The 14,940-nt window shown below is 36.8% G+C and carries 13 protein-coding genes; 5 read left to right on the top strand and 8 right to left on the bottom strand.

Annotated features, from left to right (window positions below; translation table 11 throughout):
- The first annotated feature begins 284 nt into the window (after positions 1-284).
- Both NG809_RS17510 and NG809_RS17505 read left to right on the top strand, forming a co-directional pair.
- The gene (locus NG809_RS17510; protein WP_262152621.1) at positions 285-641 is read left to right on the top strand and encodes a prevent-host-death protein; all 357 of its coding nucleotides are present in this window, start codon (positions 285-287) and stop codon (positions 639-641) included.
- 725 nt (positions 642-1,366) lie between these two features.
- Positions 1,367-2,515, top strand: coding sequence for a 1-acyl-sn-glycerol-3-phosphate acyltransferase (locus NG809_RS17505; protein ID WP_262152619.1), 1,149 nt, complete (start codon positions 1,367-1,369; stop codon positions 2,513-2,515).
- Between the two features lie 344 nt (positions 2,516-2,859).
- Here the strand turns inward: NG809_RS17505 and NG809_RS17500 are convergent, their stop codons facing one another.
- The 6 genes from NG809_RS17500 to NG809_RS17475 all read right to left on the bottom strand — a co-directional run bounded on the left by NG809_RS17500 (position 2,860) and on the right by NG809_RS17475 (position 8,675).
- On the bottom strand, positions 2,860-3,468 hold the full coding sequence (locus NG809_RS17500; RefSeq protein WP_262152618.1) for a Crp/Fnr family transcriptional regulator: 609 nt from the start codon (positions 3,466-3,468) through the stop codon (positions 2,860-2,862).
- Positions 3,469-3,819: 351 nt separating this feature from the next.
- Positions 3,820-4,158: a hypothetical protein gene (locus NG809_RS17495; RefSeq protein WP_262152617.1), complete on the bottom strand. Its 339-nt coding sequence runs from the start codon at positions 4,156-4,158 to the stop codon at positions 3,820-3,822.
- A 230-nt stretch (positions 4,159-4,388) separates the two neighbouring features.
- Positions 4,389-5,327, bottom strand: coding sequence for a gluconolaconase (locus NG809_RS17490; protein WP_262152616.1), 939 nt, complete (start codon positions 5,325-5,327; stop codon positions 4,389-4,391).
- A gap of 32 nt (positions 5,328-5,359) precedes the next feature.
- Positions 5,360-6,538 carry a PQQ-dependent sugar dehydrogenase gene (locus NG809_RS17485; RefSeq protein ID WP_262152615.1) on the bottom strand — a complete coding sequence of 393 codons (1,179 nt, stop codon included), beginning with the start codon at positions 6,536-6,538 and terminating at the stop codon, positions 5,360-5,362.
- A 65-nt stretch (positions 6,539-6,603) separates the two neighbouring features.
- Positions 6,604-7,155 carry a YciE/YciF ferroxidase family protein gene (locus NG809_RS17480; protein ID WP_262152614.1) on the bottom strand — a complete coding sequence of 184 codons (552 nt, stop codon included), beginning with the start codon at positions 7,153-7,155 and terminating at the stop codon, positions 6,604-6,606.
- Between the two features lie 656 nt (positions 7,156-7,811).
- Positions 7,812-8,675, bottom strand: coding sequence for a lamin tail domain-containing protein (locus NG809_RS17475; protein WP_262152613.1), 864 nt, complete (start codon positions 8,673-8,675; stop codon positions 7,812-7,814).
- A 440-nt stretch (positions 8,676-9,115) separates the two neighbouring features.
- On the opposite strand from NG809_RS17475, the gene NG809_RS17470 reads away from it, so the two are divergent.
- From NG809_RS17470 to NG809_RS17460, 3 genes are all read left to right on the top strand, one after another.
- The gene (locus NG809_RS17470) at positions 9,116-9,796 is read left to right on the top strand and encodes a hypothetical protein (protein WP_262152612.1); all 681 of its coding nucleotides are present in this window, start codon (positions 9,116-9,118) and stop codon (positions 9,794-9,796) included.
- A gap of 95 nt (positions 9,797-9,891) precedes the next feature.
- Entirely contained in the window at positions 9,892-11,337 is a 1,446-nt protein-coding gene (locus NG809_RS17465; protein WP_262152611.1) for a hypothetical protein, read from the top strand.
- A gap of 41 nt (positions 11,338-11,378) precedes the next feature.
- Positions 11,379-11,978, top strand: a complete 600-nt coding sequence (locus NG809_RS17460; protein ID WP_262152610.1) for a hypothetical protein — start codon at positions 11,379-11,381, stop codon at positions 11,976-11,978.
- Between the two features lie 180 nt (positions 11,979-12,158).
- Here the strand turns inward: NG809_RS17460 and NG809_RS17455 are convergent, their stop codons facing one another.
- Both NG809_RS17455 and NG809_RS17450 read right to left on the bottom strand, forming a co-directional pair.
- Positions 12,159-12,752: a hypothetical protein gene (locus NG809_RS17455; RefSeq protein ID WP_262152609.1), complete on the bottom strand. Its 594-nt coding sequence runs from the start codon at positions 12,750-12,752 to the stop codon at positions 12,159-12,161.
- Positions 12,753-12,772: 20 nt separating this feature from the next.
- On the bottom strand, positions 12,773-14,869 hold the full coding sequence (locus NG809_RS17450) for an L-type lectin-domain containing protein (RefSeq protein ID WP_262152608.1): 2,097 nt from the start codon (positions 14,867-14,869) through the stop codon (positions 12,773-12,775).
- Positions 14,870-14,940 lie beyond the last annotated feature (71 nt).

The following is a 14,940-nucleotide window of genomic DNA, read 5'->3' as shown; positions in this document are numbered from 1 at the left end:
CCCGGACTGTAAATACCAAAAAAAATTCCACAGGGACAACAGAATGATTTGTTATACAAAATCGGTTATTTCTACAGGTGGTGTTGAGTTCGAAAACATAGATCATTTATAAAATATTATTTTCTTCTATGTTGATTAATCGTTTTGAAAAATGGATCGTTAACATCTAAATTACCATATCTTCTACAGTGATTGCAAGCATAGTAAAAAAGAATAGACTTAACGATCTTTACCCAACTTAAATAATGATCTTCTTATATTTAAGATTTATATAATTATATTTCATGAACTTTCGAATAGAGCACGCAAAAGACCCTGACAATTTATATCTTGATTTTACAACTATAATTCTTGACGCTTTTAAGATTAATATTATTGAACGATATGCCGGCAAAACACACAACCGAAAATTGGTAGGAGTTACAATAAAACTGAGAACTCATGACAATATTATTATTGAGCGAAACGACGGTGCAGGTCGGAAATTTCTAAAAGGATCCGACTTGGAAATGTACTTTAATTTACGTCGGATATTAAATTCGTATGAATATAAACATATGCTGATTGACAGGAAGAAAGCTGAGCAGGAATATTTTTATTATGTTTTAACAGTAGTCATCACTTCTTTTAAAATTCAGTAAACTATAGATTTTTTACCACAATATAGTTTTTAGTAATTAAATAAAAAATTCAAATATGGCTTAATTTTAGAATGTTTGAGTTCGGGAAATGTTAACATTATTCACCAGTCATCTTTATATAAAAATTTCACTAAACTAAAGCTGTTATCGGTAATATCGGAATTGATAAAGGTAAAAATTATGATGGAAATACAATGAAGCTGTTATACATCAAAGTATAAATATGACAGATTAATTTCATGTATTACTGAGATTGCAGCGCAGAATTAAAAAAACTAACATCCTTAGACATGTTCAGATAACTGCTAATTAAAATTATACATAAAAACTGGAAAGTGACACACTTTTCTATTATTATAGATTTATCAGCCGGCGCAATGCCACCTCTTAAACCTGATAACAACAGAAAACTACAGAAAGTAGGTAATAAACTGCAATCTAATTGCAAGACTTACGCCCCCTTAGATTTTAGCTAAGGCAGATAAACCAGTGATTAGTAAAGGTTGTCTCTTTTAATTCTCTGGACTTAATAAGTGTTTCTTATATTCTGCATAGGACTGTTGGCTGCTTGATGCGTCTTGATCTTTGAGGAAAATACTCTAATATAAATTATCCAACTGCTTTAATTAGTTTTTTAATAATTACAACAAACATTTTTGGTCAGCATTTTGCTTGGCAGAGTATCAAAATTATGTTTACATTATTCTAAATTCAGTAACACCGTAATGAGCCAGTTCGATGCAATAAGATCTTACTATGATGATGAAGTAAATGAATCATTAAGAACAATCGCTGATGATCCCATGATGCATGCCTTAATGCAGTTTACCTTTCCTGAAGCTAAAGAGTGCTTCTGGCTGGAAGATTTTAAAAATGTAAATACTGTACATGAATTCCAACATCAGTTCATATCCAAGACCATCAGACAGATACTAAAAGAAAGTAGTGAGGGTTTTACTACTTCAGGATTTGATAAACTGGATAGAAACACATCATACCTCTACATTTCCAATCATAGAGATATTGTACTTGATACATGCCTTCTCAACTTGGCACTGATGGACTCAGGTTGTATAATGACATCTTCGGCGATTGGTGACAACCTTGTTAAAAAAGATTTCCTCCATAAAATTGCAAAACTAAACCGGAATTTTTTGGTTAAAAGAGGTTTACCTGTAAGAAGCCAGCTTGAAAGTTCAACGTTGCTTTCGCAATATATCTGTAAACTTCTAAAAAAAGATAATCGTTCTGTCTGGATCGCACAAAAGGAAGGAAGAACAAAAGATGGTGATGACCGAACAAATCCGGGAGTATTAAAGATGTTGGCTTTGAATGCAGGAAAAGAACCAGTTCACAGCTTCTTTAAAAAACTGAAAATTGTGCCTGTATCCATTTCATATGAGTTGGATCCTACAGATGTGCTGAAAATGCCACAGTTAATTGCAGAGTCAAAAAACGAAAAATACATTAAGGCTGATAACGAAGACTTTACTTCAATACTGCAGGGAGTCCTTGGACAGAAAAAGAGAATACACCTACACGCAGGAGAAGTTCTTAATCATGAATTAGACTTACTTCCAGATTCACAAAATAAAAATCAGCAACTACAGTCCATAGCAAATCTGATAGATCAATCCATCATTAAAAATTACAAGCTTTGGCCATCACAATTTATAGCGAAAGATTTACTTGAAGAAAATATATCCAACTCATCAGAATACAGTGAAGAAGAAAAAACCTTTTTTATTAATCGTCTTGAATCCAGAATAGACAGTTCGGATGTGGTTTCGAAAAATAACTTTCTGGCGATGTATGCAAGACCACTTTATAATATGGCAGATAGATGTAAAACAGATATTAATTTACTCTCCTGATTAAACTACGCTTGTGGCGATGAAAATAATTTCTTTACACTGTTTAGAAAATTGAATGTACATATTTCAGGTATGCTATTAATTTAATTAAGAACAGACCTCTCTGACATCACAAAAGATTGCCCACTATTAAACCACGTTTTGTTAAAGAATTCCATACATCATCTGACACTCTATACTTTGAAATAATGGTAGCGGATTAATTTTTACAAATCCTATATTGCTAATCCTGAGAACATATTATTACCCACTGCGGCCCAAATTGTAAGTGGAAGGAAAAATGATACAACATATGTATAGTAACTAAAAAATATTTTAATAAGAAATCAACAATAAATTTAAAATTAAACAAAAATTTTGTGATTTATTATTTTTACTAATCCCGCTCTTTCCAGTTTTTTTACAGTTCTGATTACTGTCTCTGTTCTCAATGCAGTAATTGATGCTAACTGTTTTCTGGTCAAAGTAATTTCAAAGGAATATTTTGACTGATCCTCACTGAAGCTTTTAAAGTAATTAAAAATTCCTTTCAGCCTCAGTGCTGGTTGAAATGAAGAGTTAGTCTGCATAAGTACAAATTTTTGATATAAGTGTTTAGATATAAATCTATTAATATCAAATGAAACTTCAGGATTATCTTGGAGAAGTTCAAAAAAAATCTTTTTTGGCAACTTTAATAATTTGCCGGATCTTAAACTAATCGCGTTTACAGGATAGCATTTGTCCGTAAACAGCAACAATTCACACACGCTATCGCCATCGTTCAGGATACTTTGTATTAATTCTCTTCCTTCATCATCTTCATGATTTAGCTTAATCTGTCCCTCCATAATTTGATAATAATACCTGGGTTGATCACCAGAACTAAAGATAGTTTCAGAAGGCTGGAGCTCAACCTCAGATGCACCGTATGATAACAGAAGATTTTCGTCAATAACCGGAAGTCTTTTCATAACAATATAATTTAAATGTATCATAATATTGACATTTATTGTACAAGACAAAATTAAAATATGATGATTTTAATGATGAGGCAAATCATAGAAGATGGTAGGCCCATATCACATCTGTTTTTTAGTTTCTTCCGTAAGCATTTACAAATTGTCTACTCTTAAAAGAGTTAAAGTATTAGCTAGATGAGAAGCTGTAGCGAAAACAACCACAATTTAGATTTTTGATCACAGTTAACATTGTCCATAAAAGTAAGCATCAGCTATCCGACAGGATCCTAAAACAGGCTAGAAAATGTTTAACGTACGAAAAGCTGAGTTGAATACATTCCTAAATTTTGCAGCCGATAAAAACTACATCTTACTAACCGAAGTTTCCAAATCAGTACGGATCTTGGCGTCTATACCTAAAGTGAAAGTAGTAACAAATTCCCGAAGCGATATTTGGAAATTTTCTTTATGCGGATCATCGACCATTAATTCAGGATCCAGTTCTCTACTCTGAAAAATCGACCTAATATTTTCTTCAAAATCAACTTCCATTTTATCCTGTAACGTCTTGACCAGACCCTGAAAATCGTAATCTGATAATAAATCTTTATTTGCTTTGATTTCTTCAATATAACTCTGAAGGCTGATTTCAGTTGTCAGTTTGTATTGAGACAAAAACTCTTGTAATTTCTCTGGTTCCATAATTAATTATTTAAATATTGCATTGAAACAAACATAAAAGCCTACAGCGTAACAAGTTCCGCGTTGAGGAAGATCCATTGGCAGGTAACACTGATCCATAATTGTTACAGCATTAGGGAATTTTCTATTAAAAAAAACTTTGGATAGAAGTATTAAAAAAAAAATCAAATTACTGTCTCAAAGTAGACAGAACGGATATAACGATTGTTCCGACCTGGATCGATTGTCTATTATTGCGGCAATGGCACCAGCCGTGCATGTTGCATTTCAAATCTTTTGGAAGGGACATTTGTACTGTCTGTGATTTCCGAAAACTTAGCGTTCATAACCCATACTTTATCCTTAGCCATTGTTGCGGTAGAAGGGTAGGTAAATCTATCTGCTACAAGAGTGGAGGCTGACAGTTTAGCAGAAGACCAGTCATCCTGTGATGTAAGTTCATAGATCTTATCGCTCCCTCCATTTTGCACCACCACAAGTTTACGATCAGCAGTAAGTAACAAACCATCTCCATTCATAAAAAACTGGCTGATTATTACTTTACTGACTTTTTTTGGATTGTCCAAAGCTATTTTATAGATTGCCCCGGTTCCACTACTCACGGTTAGTAGATATCCTGAAGGGTGACAAACTATACCATTCAGTCCCACTCCTTCCGTTTTAAACATTGGGCTGTCGGCAAATACTGACGCCTGGCCAGCCGGGGTTACTTTATAAATCACATTTGAAAAACTGTCGGTAACATAGGCATTATGCTGACTGTCAAAAGTAAGGTCATTTGCAAAATGGTTTCCAGAAACTAAGCTGGACAAATCAATATCATTGGTTTTTTTTCCTGTTTTCATATCAATTCCTACCAATCTTGCCATCTTTTTCCGTGTATCCGGAGATGTCAATTTACTGTAATTGGCATCACTTACACATACAAATAAACGTTTTCCATCAGGATGCACTTTTATTCCATAAGTTGATTTAAATGAGGAGTCATTCAGCAAAGCACTATAGCCCCCTGCAGGGGTCACCTTTCCCACAGTTCCAAGTCTAGCCGATGATACAAAATATAAGTCAGAAGTTTCATCGTAAGCAATTCCTTCAGGATAGCTTTCCGGAGCATTAAATTCTATTCTTTCAGTAGGCTGATCAGGAACTGCGGATGCACATCCTGTCAATAGAACACATAATATTATTTTTTTCATATTGTTTATTTTTGTTTAATACTGTAGAGAACTCCGTTCGCATCGTCTGAAATGTATACGGTGCCTGTTGAAGAAATAGCAACACCTGCGGGACGTCCGAATCTTGTTTTATTTTTAAGAAAGCCTGTAAGAAAATCTTCTGCACCTGCAGGACGGCCATTCACAAATTTTATGCGCTGAACTTTAAATCCTACAGATTTACTTCTGTTCCATGACCCATGCCAGTTTACAATTGCATCTCCGCCAAATACCGTACCGGCAGGAAAAAACTGAAATCCAATAGGTGCCATGTGCGCCTGATATTCCATAATCGAACCCTCTGTATTTTCTACCCATTTTTGCTTACTGTTTCCTGCAGGATCTTCACGTGTCAAGTCTATCTCTTTCTTTGCATAGGCAAAAGGATAGCCGTAATTTTTTCCCTCCTTAAGATTATTCAACTCTTCAGGTGGCCAGTCATCACCTTTCGCATCACCCCCATTATCCATTCCCCAAAGTTCATTTGTCTGAGGGTGCCAGTCAAAACCTATTGTATTCCGAAGACCTGAAGCGAATATCGTCCTCTTCCACGTCACAGGATCTACCTGAACCATTGTAGCCGCCTCCCGATCTGATTCTTTGCAGTCGTTACATAATGTGCCGATTGAAATGTAGAGTTTTCCATCAGGTCCGAAATCCATTGTTCTATTAGGATGCTGACCAGCCGAGGGCATGTCATTAAATAACATTTCGTGATTTCCCAATGAACCATCCCTATTGACTTTATATCGCCTGAGTTCATTGTTATTACATAGATACAGCCATTCATCTTTCATAGTAATACCGTGCACGCCCTTAAAGTCTGCGGCCACAGTCTTGCTTTCTTCAAACCTGCCGTCACCATTTTTGTCATTTAATAGAAGAACATCACCGGTATCTCTTCTTGTAATATAAAGATTCCCTGTGGGTGTATAATAAAGCATTCGGGGCTTTCCAAGCCCGGAAGCTGCTATGGAAACCGTCCAGCCTTCAGGAACTTTCAACATATTCACCATCTCAGGAAGAAAGTCGAGGTGTTCAGCATAATTAGTTGAATGCGTAATTTTTGTCACCTCTTTAGGCGGAATCCCACGTTGTGCAAGTGCATCTGAAAATGCAAATGAAGCTAATAAAGGAACAATTTTTAAAATAGTTATTTTGCTCATATTTTTTTTGTTTAATAAAAATCAGACTCCAACACTTGCAGTCTGACAAAAGAATTCAAAAGATATTAATCCTGCTCTTCGTCGGCTGCATCGAAATTAATTGCATTGTAAGCAGAATCTGTAAGCAGAGCATCGGCTTCTTTTTCTTCAGCCAAAGTTGCTTCAAGTAACACCACAACTTCATCTTGTCCCAATGTTTTGGCAAATGCAACCAATGTTCCGTAGGATGCAATCTCATAATGTTCAATTTTTTGCGAAGCAGATATAATACCTGCATCACGCACTGAACCTGGTTGCGTATCTTCCAAAATGCTTTCACCTTCTTTAATGAGACCTTCCATCGCATCACATTTTTTACCCCTATTAGATTCGCCCAGTAGTTCAAAAATTTGATCCAGTCTGTCAATTTGACCCTCTGTAACCCTGACATGTTCTTCAATTGCTGCTACAAGTTTTGGTTCACTAGCATTTTTTGCCATTTTAGGAAGTGCTTTTACAAGAGCTCTTTCAGCGTAGATGATATCTTTTAGTTCATCAATAAAGAGTTCTCTCAGCCCATCTGCTGCATCGGATTTTGCAGATACTTTTTTGTCTGTTTTTCGGTTTTCTTTTTTCATGATATAATATATTAAATTGATTAGTGTAGACTATAAGAATCTTTGCTTTTTGCTTAATAGAGTTCTGAATATAACATTACGAAATTTCGCCGCTGGCAATCTTTTAAAATGAAAAATAACTGTTCTGTATATGTGAATCATAATTCCCTCTTTATACAGTCATGATACCCTGATGAAATCAACTCTGCGATGTAGACTCCATCTTATACATTGACGTTATATCTGTCTGAATCTTCAGGCTTCGGTTTTCATAATTAAACACCTGAAACTATTTTGTTAACCTTGTGAGTAAATGCTGTCGTCTTTGGTACACAAAGTTCCACGATAAGTGACTGTAACACAGTGAATAATTCATAGTTTGATTTGGGTTAATTATATGTTATCAACTTAGAGACCTAAAAAAAACTTACGTTATGATCAAAGTCACAATTAAAGGAGTTTTTCTGTTACTCCACTCATTTACAGTATAATAAAATTCTAGTTTTACTTCAAAATATTTAATAAATTCCATAACCCAAAATGGTTTATATAATTATCAAACATTATCGACATTATTAAATTTTTTTAAAAAAACTCTCTACAAAACAACTTGTTTTAAGAAACCCAAAAATAATTTAAAAAAAACAGCTGTCGAAGGACAGCTGTTTTAAAATTTATCAGTCTTTTAGTATTTTTATTGAGACTGGTTCATTGTTAACCAATCCTGTAACGATATAATTTCCCTTCGCAAGCTCAGGTACCTTCAGTGTGTCAGTACCAGTCATCATTGCTTTCCTTAAAAGCTTTCCTGACAGCGAATAAATTTTAACATCTCGCACATTTTCGTCAAATATGATCTCACCGTTTTTTACGTGAGTATTCTTAATAAAGTTTTTTTGCAAGTGAAGTTGATTTATATCTTTTACTGAAAGAGTTCCCGATGTAGGCTGAGGAGTTGGTAAAGCCACATTAAAATCCACCGTATTACTATTGCTATCTCCGGAAGTTCTGCTGATAGAGTTCAGAATCGTTGGCGATGGAGCCGCTCCCGAACCTTCGTACTGGTCTGCAGCACCGTATCCTACGAAATCAAGTACATTTAAGGCTGTCGGTCCCGTAACCTGTGTGGAATTGCTCGCCAGTGCGACTTTACCTGACGTAAATGCAAGCCCTACACCCACAGCGACATTGGTCGAGCCATCAAATCCCAGCACAACATTTATTGTTAGATTTGGATTAAGAAGATTAATCAACCCCCCTAACCCTTCACTACCCTGTTGAATCAGATAAGTCTGATTTGGTGCAAGTGTTATGGATGGAATTGAATAATAATTTGTAAATCCTCCCGTAGCAGGCCCATATTGCAGAGTAGCACCATTAAGAGACGCAGTAGTGCTGCCGATGTTTTTAAGTTCAATGAAATCATTAGTGATTGCTGCACCTAGCAAACCTCCACCGGTATAAATTTCATTGATTACAATTTGTGCATTTGAAAATGCAAATGTCAGGATTAGTCCTATTGAAGTATAGACCTTTTTCATAATAAAATTTTTTTAGTTGGTTATACGTTTTATCCAAATTCAATGCCGAATTAATAAACATAACAGCCTTTTTTAAAGAATTTAATACCACATTATGAAATATTAATATAATATTCAATATTGAAAAACTAAAGTTATTATTACAGAATTAACAACTCATAAGACATTGTATACCATTAATGGCCTAAGTAGTGTTTATGATATTTCCAATTATAATATTCAAAAATATTCCTGTTCCAATTTTATAAATACTTTCAAGACAATCAATTTTTCATCCCATATAAATCATGTGAATATGATTTATTTAAAGATGTCAAATCCCAAATTCCGTATAAATACTGATTGATATTAAAAACCTTTTACTATGTGGTACATAATATCATAAAAATATTCTTACATTAGTGATAATTTGGTTAATATTGCATCATAAACCATTACACTTGCGGAAAATTTTATTTTTTGAAGATATGTTTGTAAAATTTATAAAATTTTCTCAGCTTTTAAGATCAGTTAAGCCTCTCTTTCTGACAGTTACAATATTTCAATTTATTTTGGCAAATGCACAAAGCAATATGCAACCTAAATATAAAACTCCCAATATTGTGATTTTTAACAGTGAAGAAGTGTGTTATATGGATGCTGATTTCAATATGCAGATTGCAGCGCCTATGTCCCCCGGTGATTCTGATCATCCTTACCATAAAAAAAAAGACAGTAAAAGAAGACGGCAGAAATTTTTACAGCAACACGTAAAACTTGGACAGTCAGAGAACACCGATACAGCAACTACAAAAATTGCAGAGGAAAAGCCAGGGAAAATAAATTGGAAAGCTTCAAAACTTAGTAAAAATTATCAGGATTTTGGGTTTATCAAATTATATCATTCGCCTTCACAGGATAGATTTTCCCTGTCTGATCGTTTTTCAACTGATTATATATTTCCGGTGCAGAATTGTTATGACTTGTGTAAACAGGGAATACATCAATGCCAAGCTCTCATTAAAACAGCACTGGATTATCTGTATTCAAATAACAATCCTTACTATTATAACAGATCCTTCGATTTTTGTTATGTAACAGTTTATTCTGTCAGGCCGCCACCTGACTCTAAGTCCATCTAAACATTATTAAATCGGAGATCATCAGATTTAACATTTCAGGCACAGGATTTTTTATGTGCTCACCCTCCCTTACTTACAACTAAAACGTTTTCATTATGATTTTTCATTCTACCAAATTTTCCGCTTTTATAAAGGCGGGGTATTGTATCATTATTGCTATTTTGTATACACAACAACTTTGCGGACAGGCACGGGTATTTGTGAATCCCGGACTCGAATTTGGGGTAACGCCTGGAACAGTAGATTATCTTGATACTAATTTTGGATTTGGCTCCACTTTCGATGCAGGATCTGCTATAACCGCTCCCTGGCACACCACACAATCCCAAAATAACCTATGTTCACAGCCAACAGCAGGCAATTGTCATGCTATTGAAGTCTGGGGCAGCACTTTCGATAATGTAAATGCAGCACAGGGAAATAATTTTGTCGAGCTTAATGCCTTTGAAAGCTCAATGATCTATCAGAATGTGTATCTCATACCCGGAGATGTAATCTCCTTTTATTACAGACACCGAGCAAGAGTACTGACTACAGAGAAGGCTTCAATGAGAATTGAGGATCAGAATCAAAATCTTATAAGCACAATCAGCACGACAGCAACACCGTCAAATACAAATTTCTGGTCCTTTAATCAGGGAAGCAGTGCACCTTTTACAGGTTCGGCAGGGATTTACAGAGTAGGATTCAGAGCCATTTCCGACGGCGGAAATAGTGGGCTGGGAAACCTTCTTGATGATATTAGGATTAGCATCAATCCTCTCATCGATTTAAAATCCTCCATTGCATTACCGTCTTGTGAAGGAAACAGTAACGGTTTATTGTTTTTAAGAATCAATGGTGCCGTTGCTGCAAATACTGTCGTTGCAGTACAGATTGTAAATCCTCAAAACGGAACTGCTTTCATTTCTGACGGAGATATTACACTGACTGCCGTTTCAAACTCACAGGGCACACCGATCGTTACCCATGCAATAGGAAGCCCGTATTACATGATTGCGATTCCGCCCGGAAATTATGATGGGGGCTTGGTAACCGGATATTCCAGTCCTAATAACGATGAAGATGGTGTAGCGATAAGTATCGCTTCAGTAAATGACGGTATAGTGGAACCGGATGAAACTTTCAGATTTCAAATAATGCCTGCTGGTTCCAACGGATCCACCACGAATTTTAGATCAGACTCATCTCCCATTTTTGGTGATATGTACTATCCGTCAACAAACAATTATATTATCCAGGAATGTGCATGCTACAGTCCGGCTAATACCTCAGCGACAGGATCTGATACAAAACACGGAATTACCATGCTTAACAGAGCTGGAGGTGGAAGCAACAATTGGCCAATGGTCCGAAAATCCGGTCACACCGTACTTGAATCAAATACAAAGGGATTTGTAATAAACCGGCTGACAAGTGCCCAAATTAGCGAAATAGTATCTCCACAGGAAGGAATGATGGTCTACGATCTTAATGCAAGATGCCTGAAAATATATGATGGTACTGCCTGGAGTTGTTTCAATACACAGACATGCCCTTAGCAATATAAAAGACATATAAAAATAAATTTACTCAGAATACAATGAAAAAAATAGTACTAATCTTAACTTTGGCGGGGACTTGCACATGTGATGCACAAATCATTATTGGCGATGCTATAGGAACAGCTGAAACAAAAACATCGGTACTGCTGGAATTTGCAGCTGGTGAAAATAAAGGAATTATACTTCCGTATGTACGATTCGTACCTCAATCACCCACAGAAGGCACCCTCCTTCTGGACGCCAGTAATCCAACGGCAGTACGTGTGAAAATTTATAATGCCAATAACTCGTTTGGAACAAACGGCTGGCTTGATCTCAGCGGTCAGGCTGCCAATATATCCGATGCCATGACTGTTCAGCCAAACTTTTCCAGCGCGCCTGAAGCTTCTTCAGCCAAAACTATTATTGGGGATATAACAAGTCCTGCCAATGGTGTGCTGATCCTTGAGTCGAAAACCAAGGCAATGGTATTGCCCATAGTTGCAGACGTACAGGACATCTTAAGCCCCTCTCCCGGAATGATAGTATATGTAAATAAAGCAGGAAGCAAAAGGCTCGCAGTGTTCAACGGATCTGTTTGGTCCTTCTGGAGAGGTGATTTCCCGACAAACACTAGTGGTACTACGGGAGGAATATAATCGTCGAAATGCTGAAGTGTGACATTTATTCAAATATTTTACAGGTATATTCTACGATACAAGATATGGAGTCAAACTCAGAACTCTGGTATAAAGTAATTACATGTAGGCAACGAAAAATACAGAAGAATCCGTCTCACAACAAAATTTGAGACGGATTCACTTTCTAATTATTATATATTATGGTTGAGTCCAGAATGACCATTCACTGCCATTAAAAACAGCAAGTTGATTGGAATTTGTTCCGGTTCCGTTGCCTGTTCCGGTGACATAGACCATCATTCCTGCACTTGGGTTTATTATATCACTTATAGAACTTACCCTTGGCAGAATCATCGCTTTATTAGTATCACCTAAAACAAACACTCCCCTTGTAGTATCAGTGGCAGGTGTTCCACCGAGAAGAACTTTGGCTGAAAGGTTATCTGTGTTTGAATCTGGGAGACTCGGAGATGTAGGAGTCTTAGCTCCTGCAGATAAGTCAGCCCAAATTGTATTGTTGTTCAGAATTCTTCTATACATAACCTTCTGGACAGAACTGTCGAAAATTATTGTACCCAGAGCCGGCGGTGGTGTAGGTGCATTACCAACCACAGCAGCAGCAGAGGTTACCCATGGTAACACAATCCCTTTGCTACCGCCTGTAGCATTTCCGAATTCCACCGAGACAGAACTATTAACGGGTGTTCCTGAGTTTTCTGTTTTTCCTATAGAAATTTGAGACCAGCTTTTTGAAAATACCAGAATCAGCGTTATCGCTATATATTTTTTCATTATTTAATACATTAATAAAGTTAAAATTGATCACAGGTTTGTCTTGTGTAACATGCCCAAACAGTACCATTATATATTTTAAGACAGTTGGAATCAGTATCGTACACCATCATACCTTTAACAGCAGTTAATCCCGCTATCTGTTGCGTATTTAGTCTGTTAACAACAAAACCATTGCTTTTGGAATCCATTACCGTATAAGCACCTCTGATTTTCATTGGCCAGTTTCCGTTGGCATCTCCTGCCCGACCCAGAGAAGTAATACCATGATTTGTTGGGGAACCACCAACACCCGGAGATGCAGCAGGTCTGAAACATCTGCACTCAAGATCCTTCAATGAAGCATTTTGAGAAGTTCCGATTGTTTGTCCTATGGAATTGAAGCCCACATCAGCTACTCCCTGTGTATTGGAAAGACCTATACTTGAATTTGTATTATTCGCAGCGTTATTTACAACCTGAGGAATACCGTTGGCCAAAGTTGCTGTGCTGATAATCTGAGAGGGAGTTCCAACGGTTACACCATCAAATCTTACCCTGATCTGTCCAGGGAACGTTGTTGAAGTCATAGGATTAATCATATTGTATGTAACATTCTCATTTCCTTCCAAAGCATCAGGACACCCGTCATTGTCTGAATCAACATCAAGATGATTTGCAATTCCATCTCCATCCGTATCAAGTTCTATAGGAAGCTGAGAACAAAAATCAGTATATCGAACACTTTGCTGATTGACGGCGCCCCCTGTCGAAGCGGTGTAACCAAAGTATACATTACTTACATTCCCAAAATAGCTTGTAATAGGATTTGATGCAGGAAACACGTGAGATCCTGCCAATATACCTCCAACCGTGTACTGCAATCTTTTGGTGGGAAAATCCCACGTAATAACTACAGTTCTCCAAACACCGTCTTCTACGTTCCCAAGATCCCTTGCCGTAGTAAGCAATCCTGCTCCAGCCTGGTTACTTGATACCCATATTTGTCCGTGGTCATTTGCTATATCTCCTACAGCGGTTCCGTTGTCATATGTATCAACTTCCAGGACTATACCGTTGGCAATACCCAGAGCGCCAACACCACCACCTGCACCACCGACAGCGTCCACGCCAGCAGGAGAATTGTGAAATACTGTCGCAATTCCATCTGCACCACTATCGCTGCTACCAAAATTTGCTTCGTAACTAATTGTAAAACTTTTAGCAAAATCAACTTTACCGTAAGACCACATTTGACCTGCTTGAGTATTTAAAGCGGGAGTCAGCTGTACCTGCTTCGTGTTAACCTGCGTAGCGGTACCGCCAAGCTTAAAAATTGTACTCACAGTCGCATTTGGATCAAATCCCTTCTCTGCACAGTCGTCGATACCATCGTTATCATCGTCGAGATCCAGAGAATTCGGTATGCCGTCACCATCAGAATCACACTCCACCGGTGTAAAAACGATATTATCAATACCAACGTCATTTCCATTATTACCGTTAGGCTGTAAATTGACAATTTCAAGTGTAACAACAGATGTGCTGGCAGTGAAGGGAAGAGTCAGTCTTCTCCAGATGTCATCATTCTTCAGACCCAGGGCAGAAGAATTAGCAGTTGCCAAACTGTTATTGTTACCATCTCTTATAGTCAACTGGAGGTTAGGCACATCACCACCGGTAGGATTATTAAGCAAACCTGCAATGTCAATTCTAAATCTGTATTCCTGACCTATGATAACACTTAGATTGCTGATACGGTAAATAGCCGAATTTACTGATGCAGCAGATCCTATATTAATCATTAGATACCTGCCGTCTGTTGAACCTGCTGTTATATCACTATAACCTGCATCCTTATTGCCGGTCAGATCTGTCATACAGTGTGAGGCTGTCTGAGTAGGAGAACTCGTGACTGTGTAAGAGCCATCTGGCGGAGTAATTGCCTGATATTGATGTAACAAAACATTTGCATCCTGCGATGTGCCTATTCCCGTTCCGAAGGTGTTACTGTAGATCGGATTTCCTTCAATTCTGTTTGCACAAGGTACTATTTGTGCTGCAGTTCTATAGCCTGCGGAAATAATTAAAAAAAGTAAGAAAAATTTAATTTTATAGACTTTGTAATATCTAGTCATATGTATAATGGTTATGTCGTTTCTTCTGATGAAAAAACAGTTTAAGGTTTTAGTTAAAAAAATTGTAAAAA

The sequence above is a fragment of the Chryseobacterium foetidum genome (assembly GCF_025457425.1).
GTDB classification, from domain to species: domain Bacteria; phylum Bacteroidota; class Bacteroidia; order Flavobacteriales; family Weeksellaceae; genus Chryseobacterium; species Chryseobacterium foetidum.
Note: the sequence above shows the minus strand (reverse complement) of the source record. Positions and strands in the feature narration are given on the sequence as shown.

Excerpts from the sequence above, each read along its gene's own strand:
- NG809_RS17510 (WP_262152621.1), top strand. The coding sequence starts at position 285 with ATGAACTTTCGAATAGAGCACGCAAAAGACCCTGACAATTTATATCTT.
- NG809_RS17505 (WP_262152619.1), top strand. The coding sequence starts at position 1,367 with ATGAGCCAGTTCGATGCAATAAGATCTTACTATGATGATGAAGTAAAT.
- NG809_RS17500 (WP_262152618.1), bottom strand. The coding sequence starts at position 3,468 with ATGAAAAGACTTCCGGTTATTGACGAAAATCTTCTGTTATCATACGGT.
- NG809_RS17495 (WP_262152617.1), bottom strand. The coding sequence starts at position 4,158 with ATGGAACCAGAGAAATTACAAGAGTTTTTGTCTCAATACAAACTGACA.
- NG809_RS17485 (WP_262152615.1), bottom strand. The coding sequence starts at position 6,538 with ATGAGCAAAATAACTATTTTAAAAATTGTTCCTTTATTAGCTTCATTT.
- NG809_RS17480 (WP_262152614.1), bottom strand. The coding sequence starts at position 7,155 with ATGAAAAAAGAAAACCGAAAAACAGACAAAAAAGTATCTGCAAAATCC.
- NG809_RS17475 (WP_262152613.1), bottom strand. The coding sequence starts at position 8,675 with ATGAAAAAGGTCTATACTTCAATAGGACTAATCCTGACATTTGCATTT.
- NG809_RS17465 (WP_262152611.1), top strand. The coding sequence starts at position 9,892 with ATGATTTTTCATTCTACCAAATTTTCCGCTTTTATAAAGGCGGGGTAT.
- NG809_RS17460 (WP_262152610.1), top strand. The coding sequence starts at position 11,379 with ATGAAAAAAATAGTACTAATCTTAACTTTGGCGGGGACTTGCACATGT.
- NG809_RS17455 (WP_262152609.1), bottom strand. The coding sequence starts at position 12,752 with ATGAAAAAATATATAGCGATAACGCTGATTCTGGTATTTTCAAAAAGC.
- NG809_RS17450 (WP_262152608.1), bottom strand. The coding sequence starts at position 14,869 with ATGACTAGATATTACAAAGTCTATAAAATTAAATTTTTCTTACTTTTT.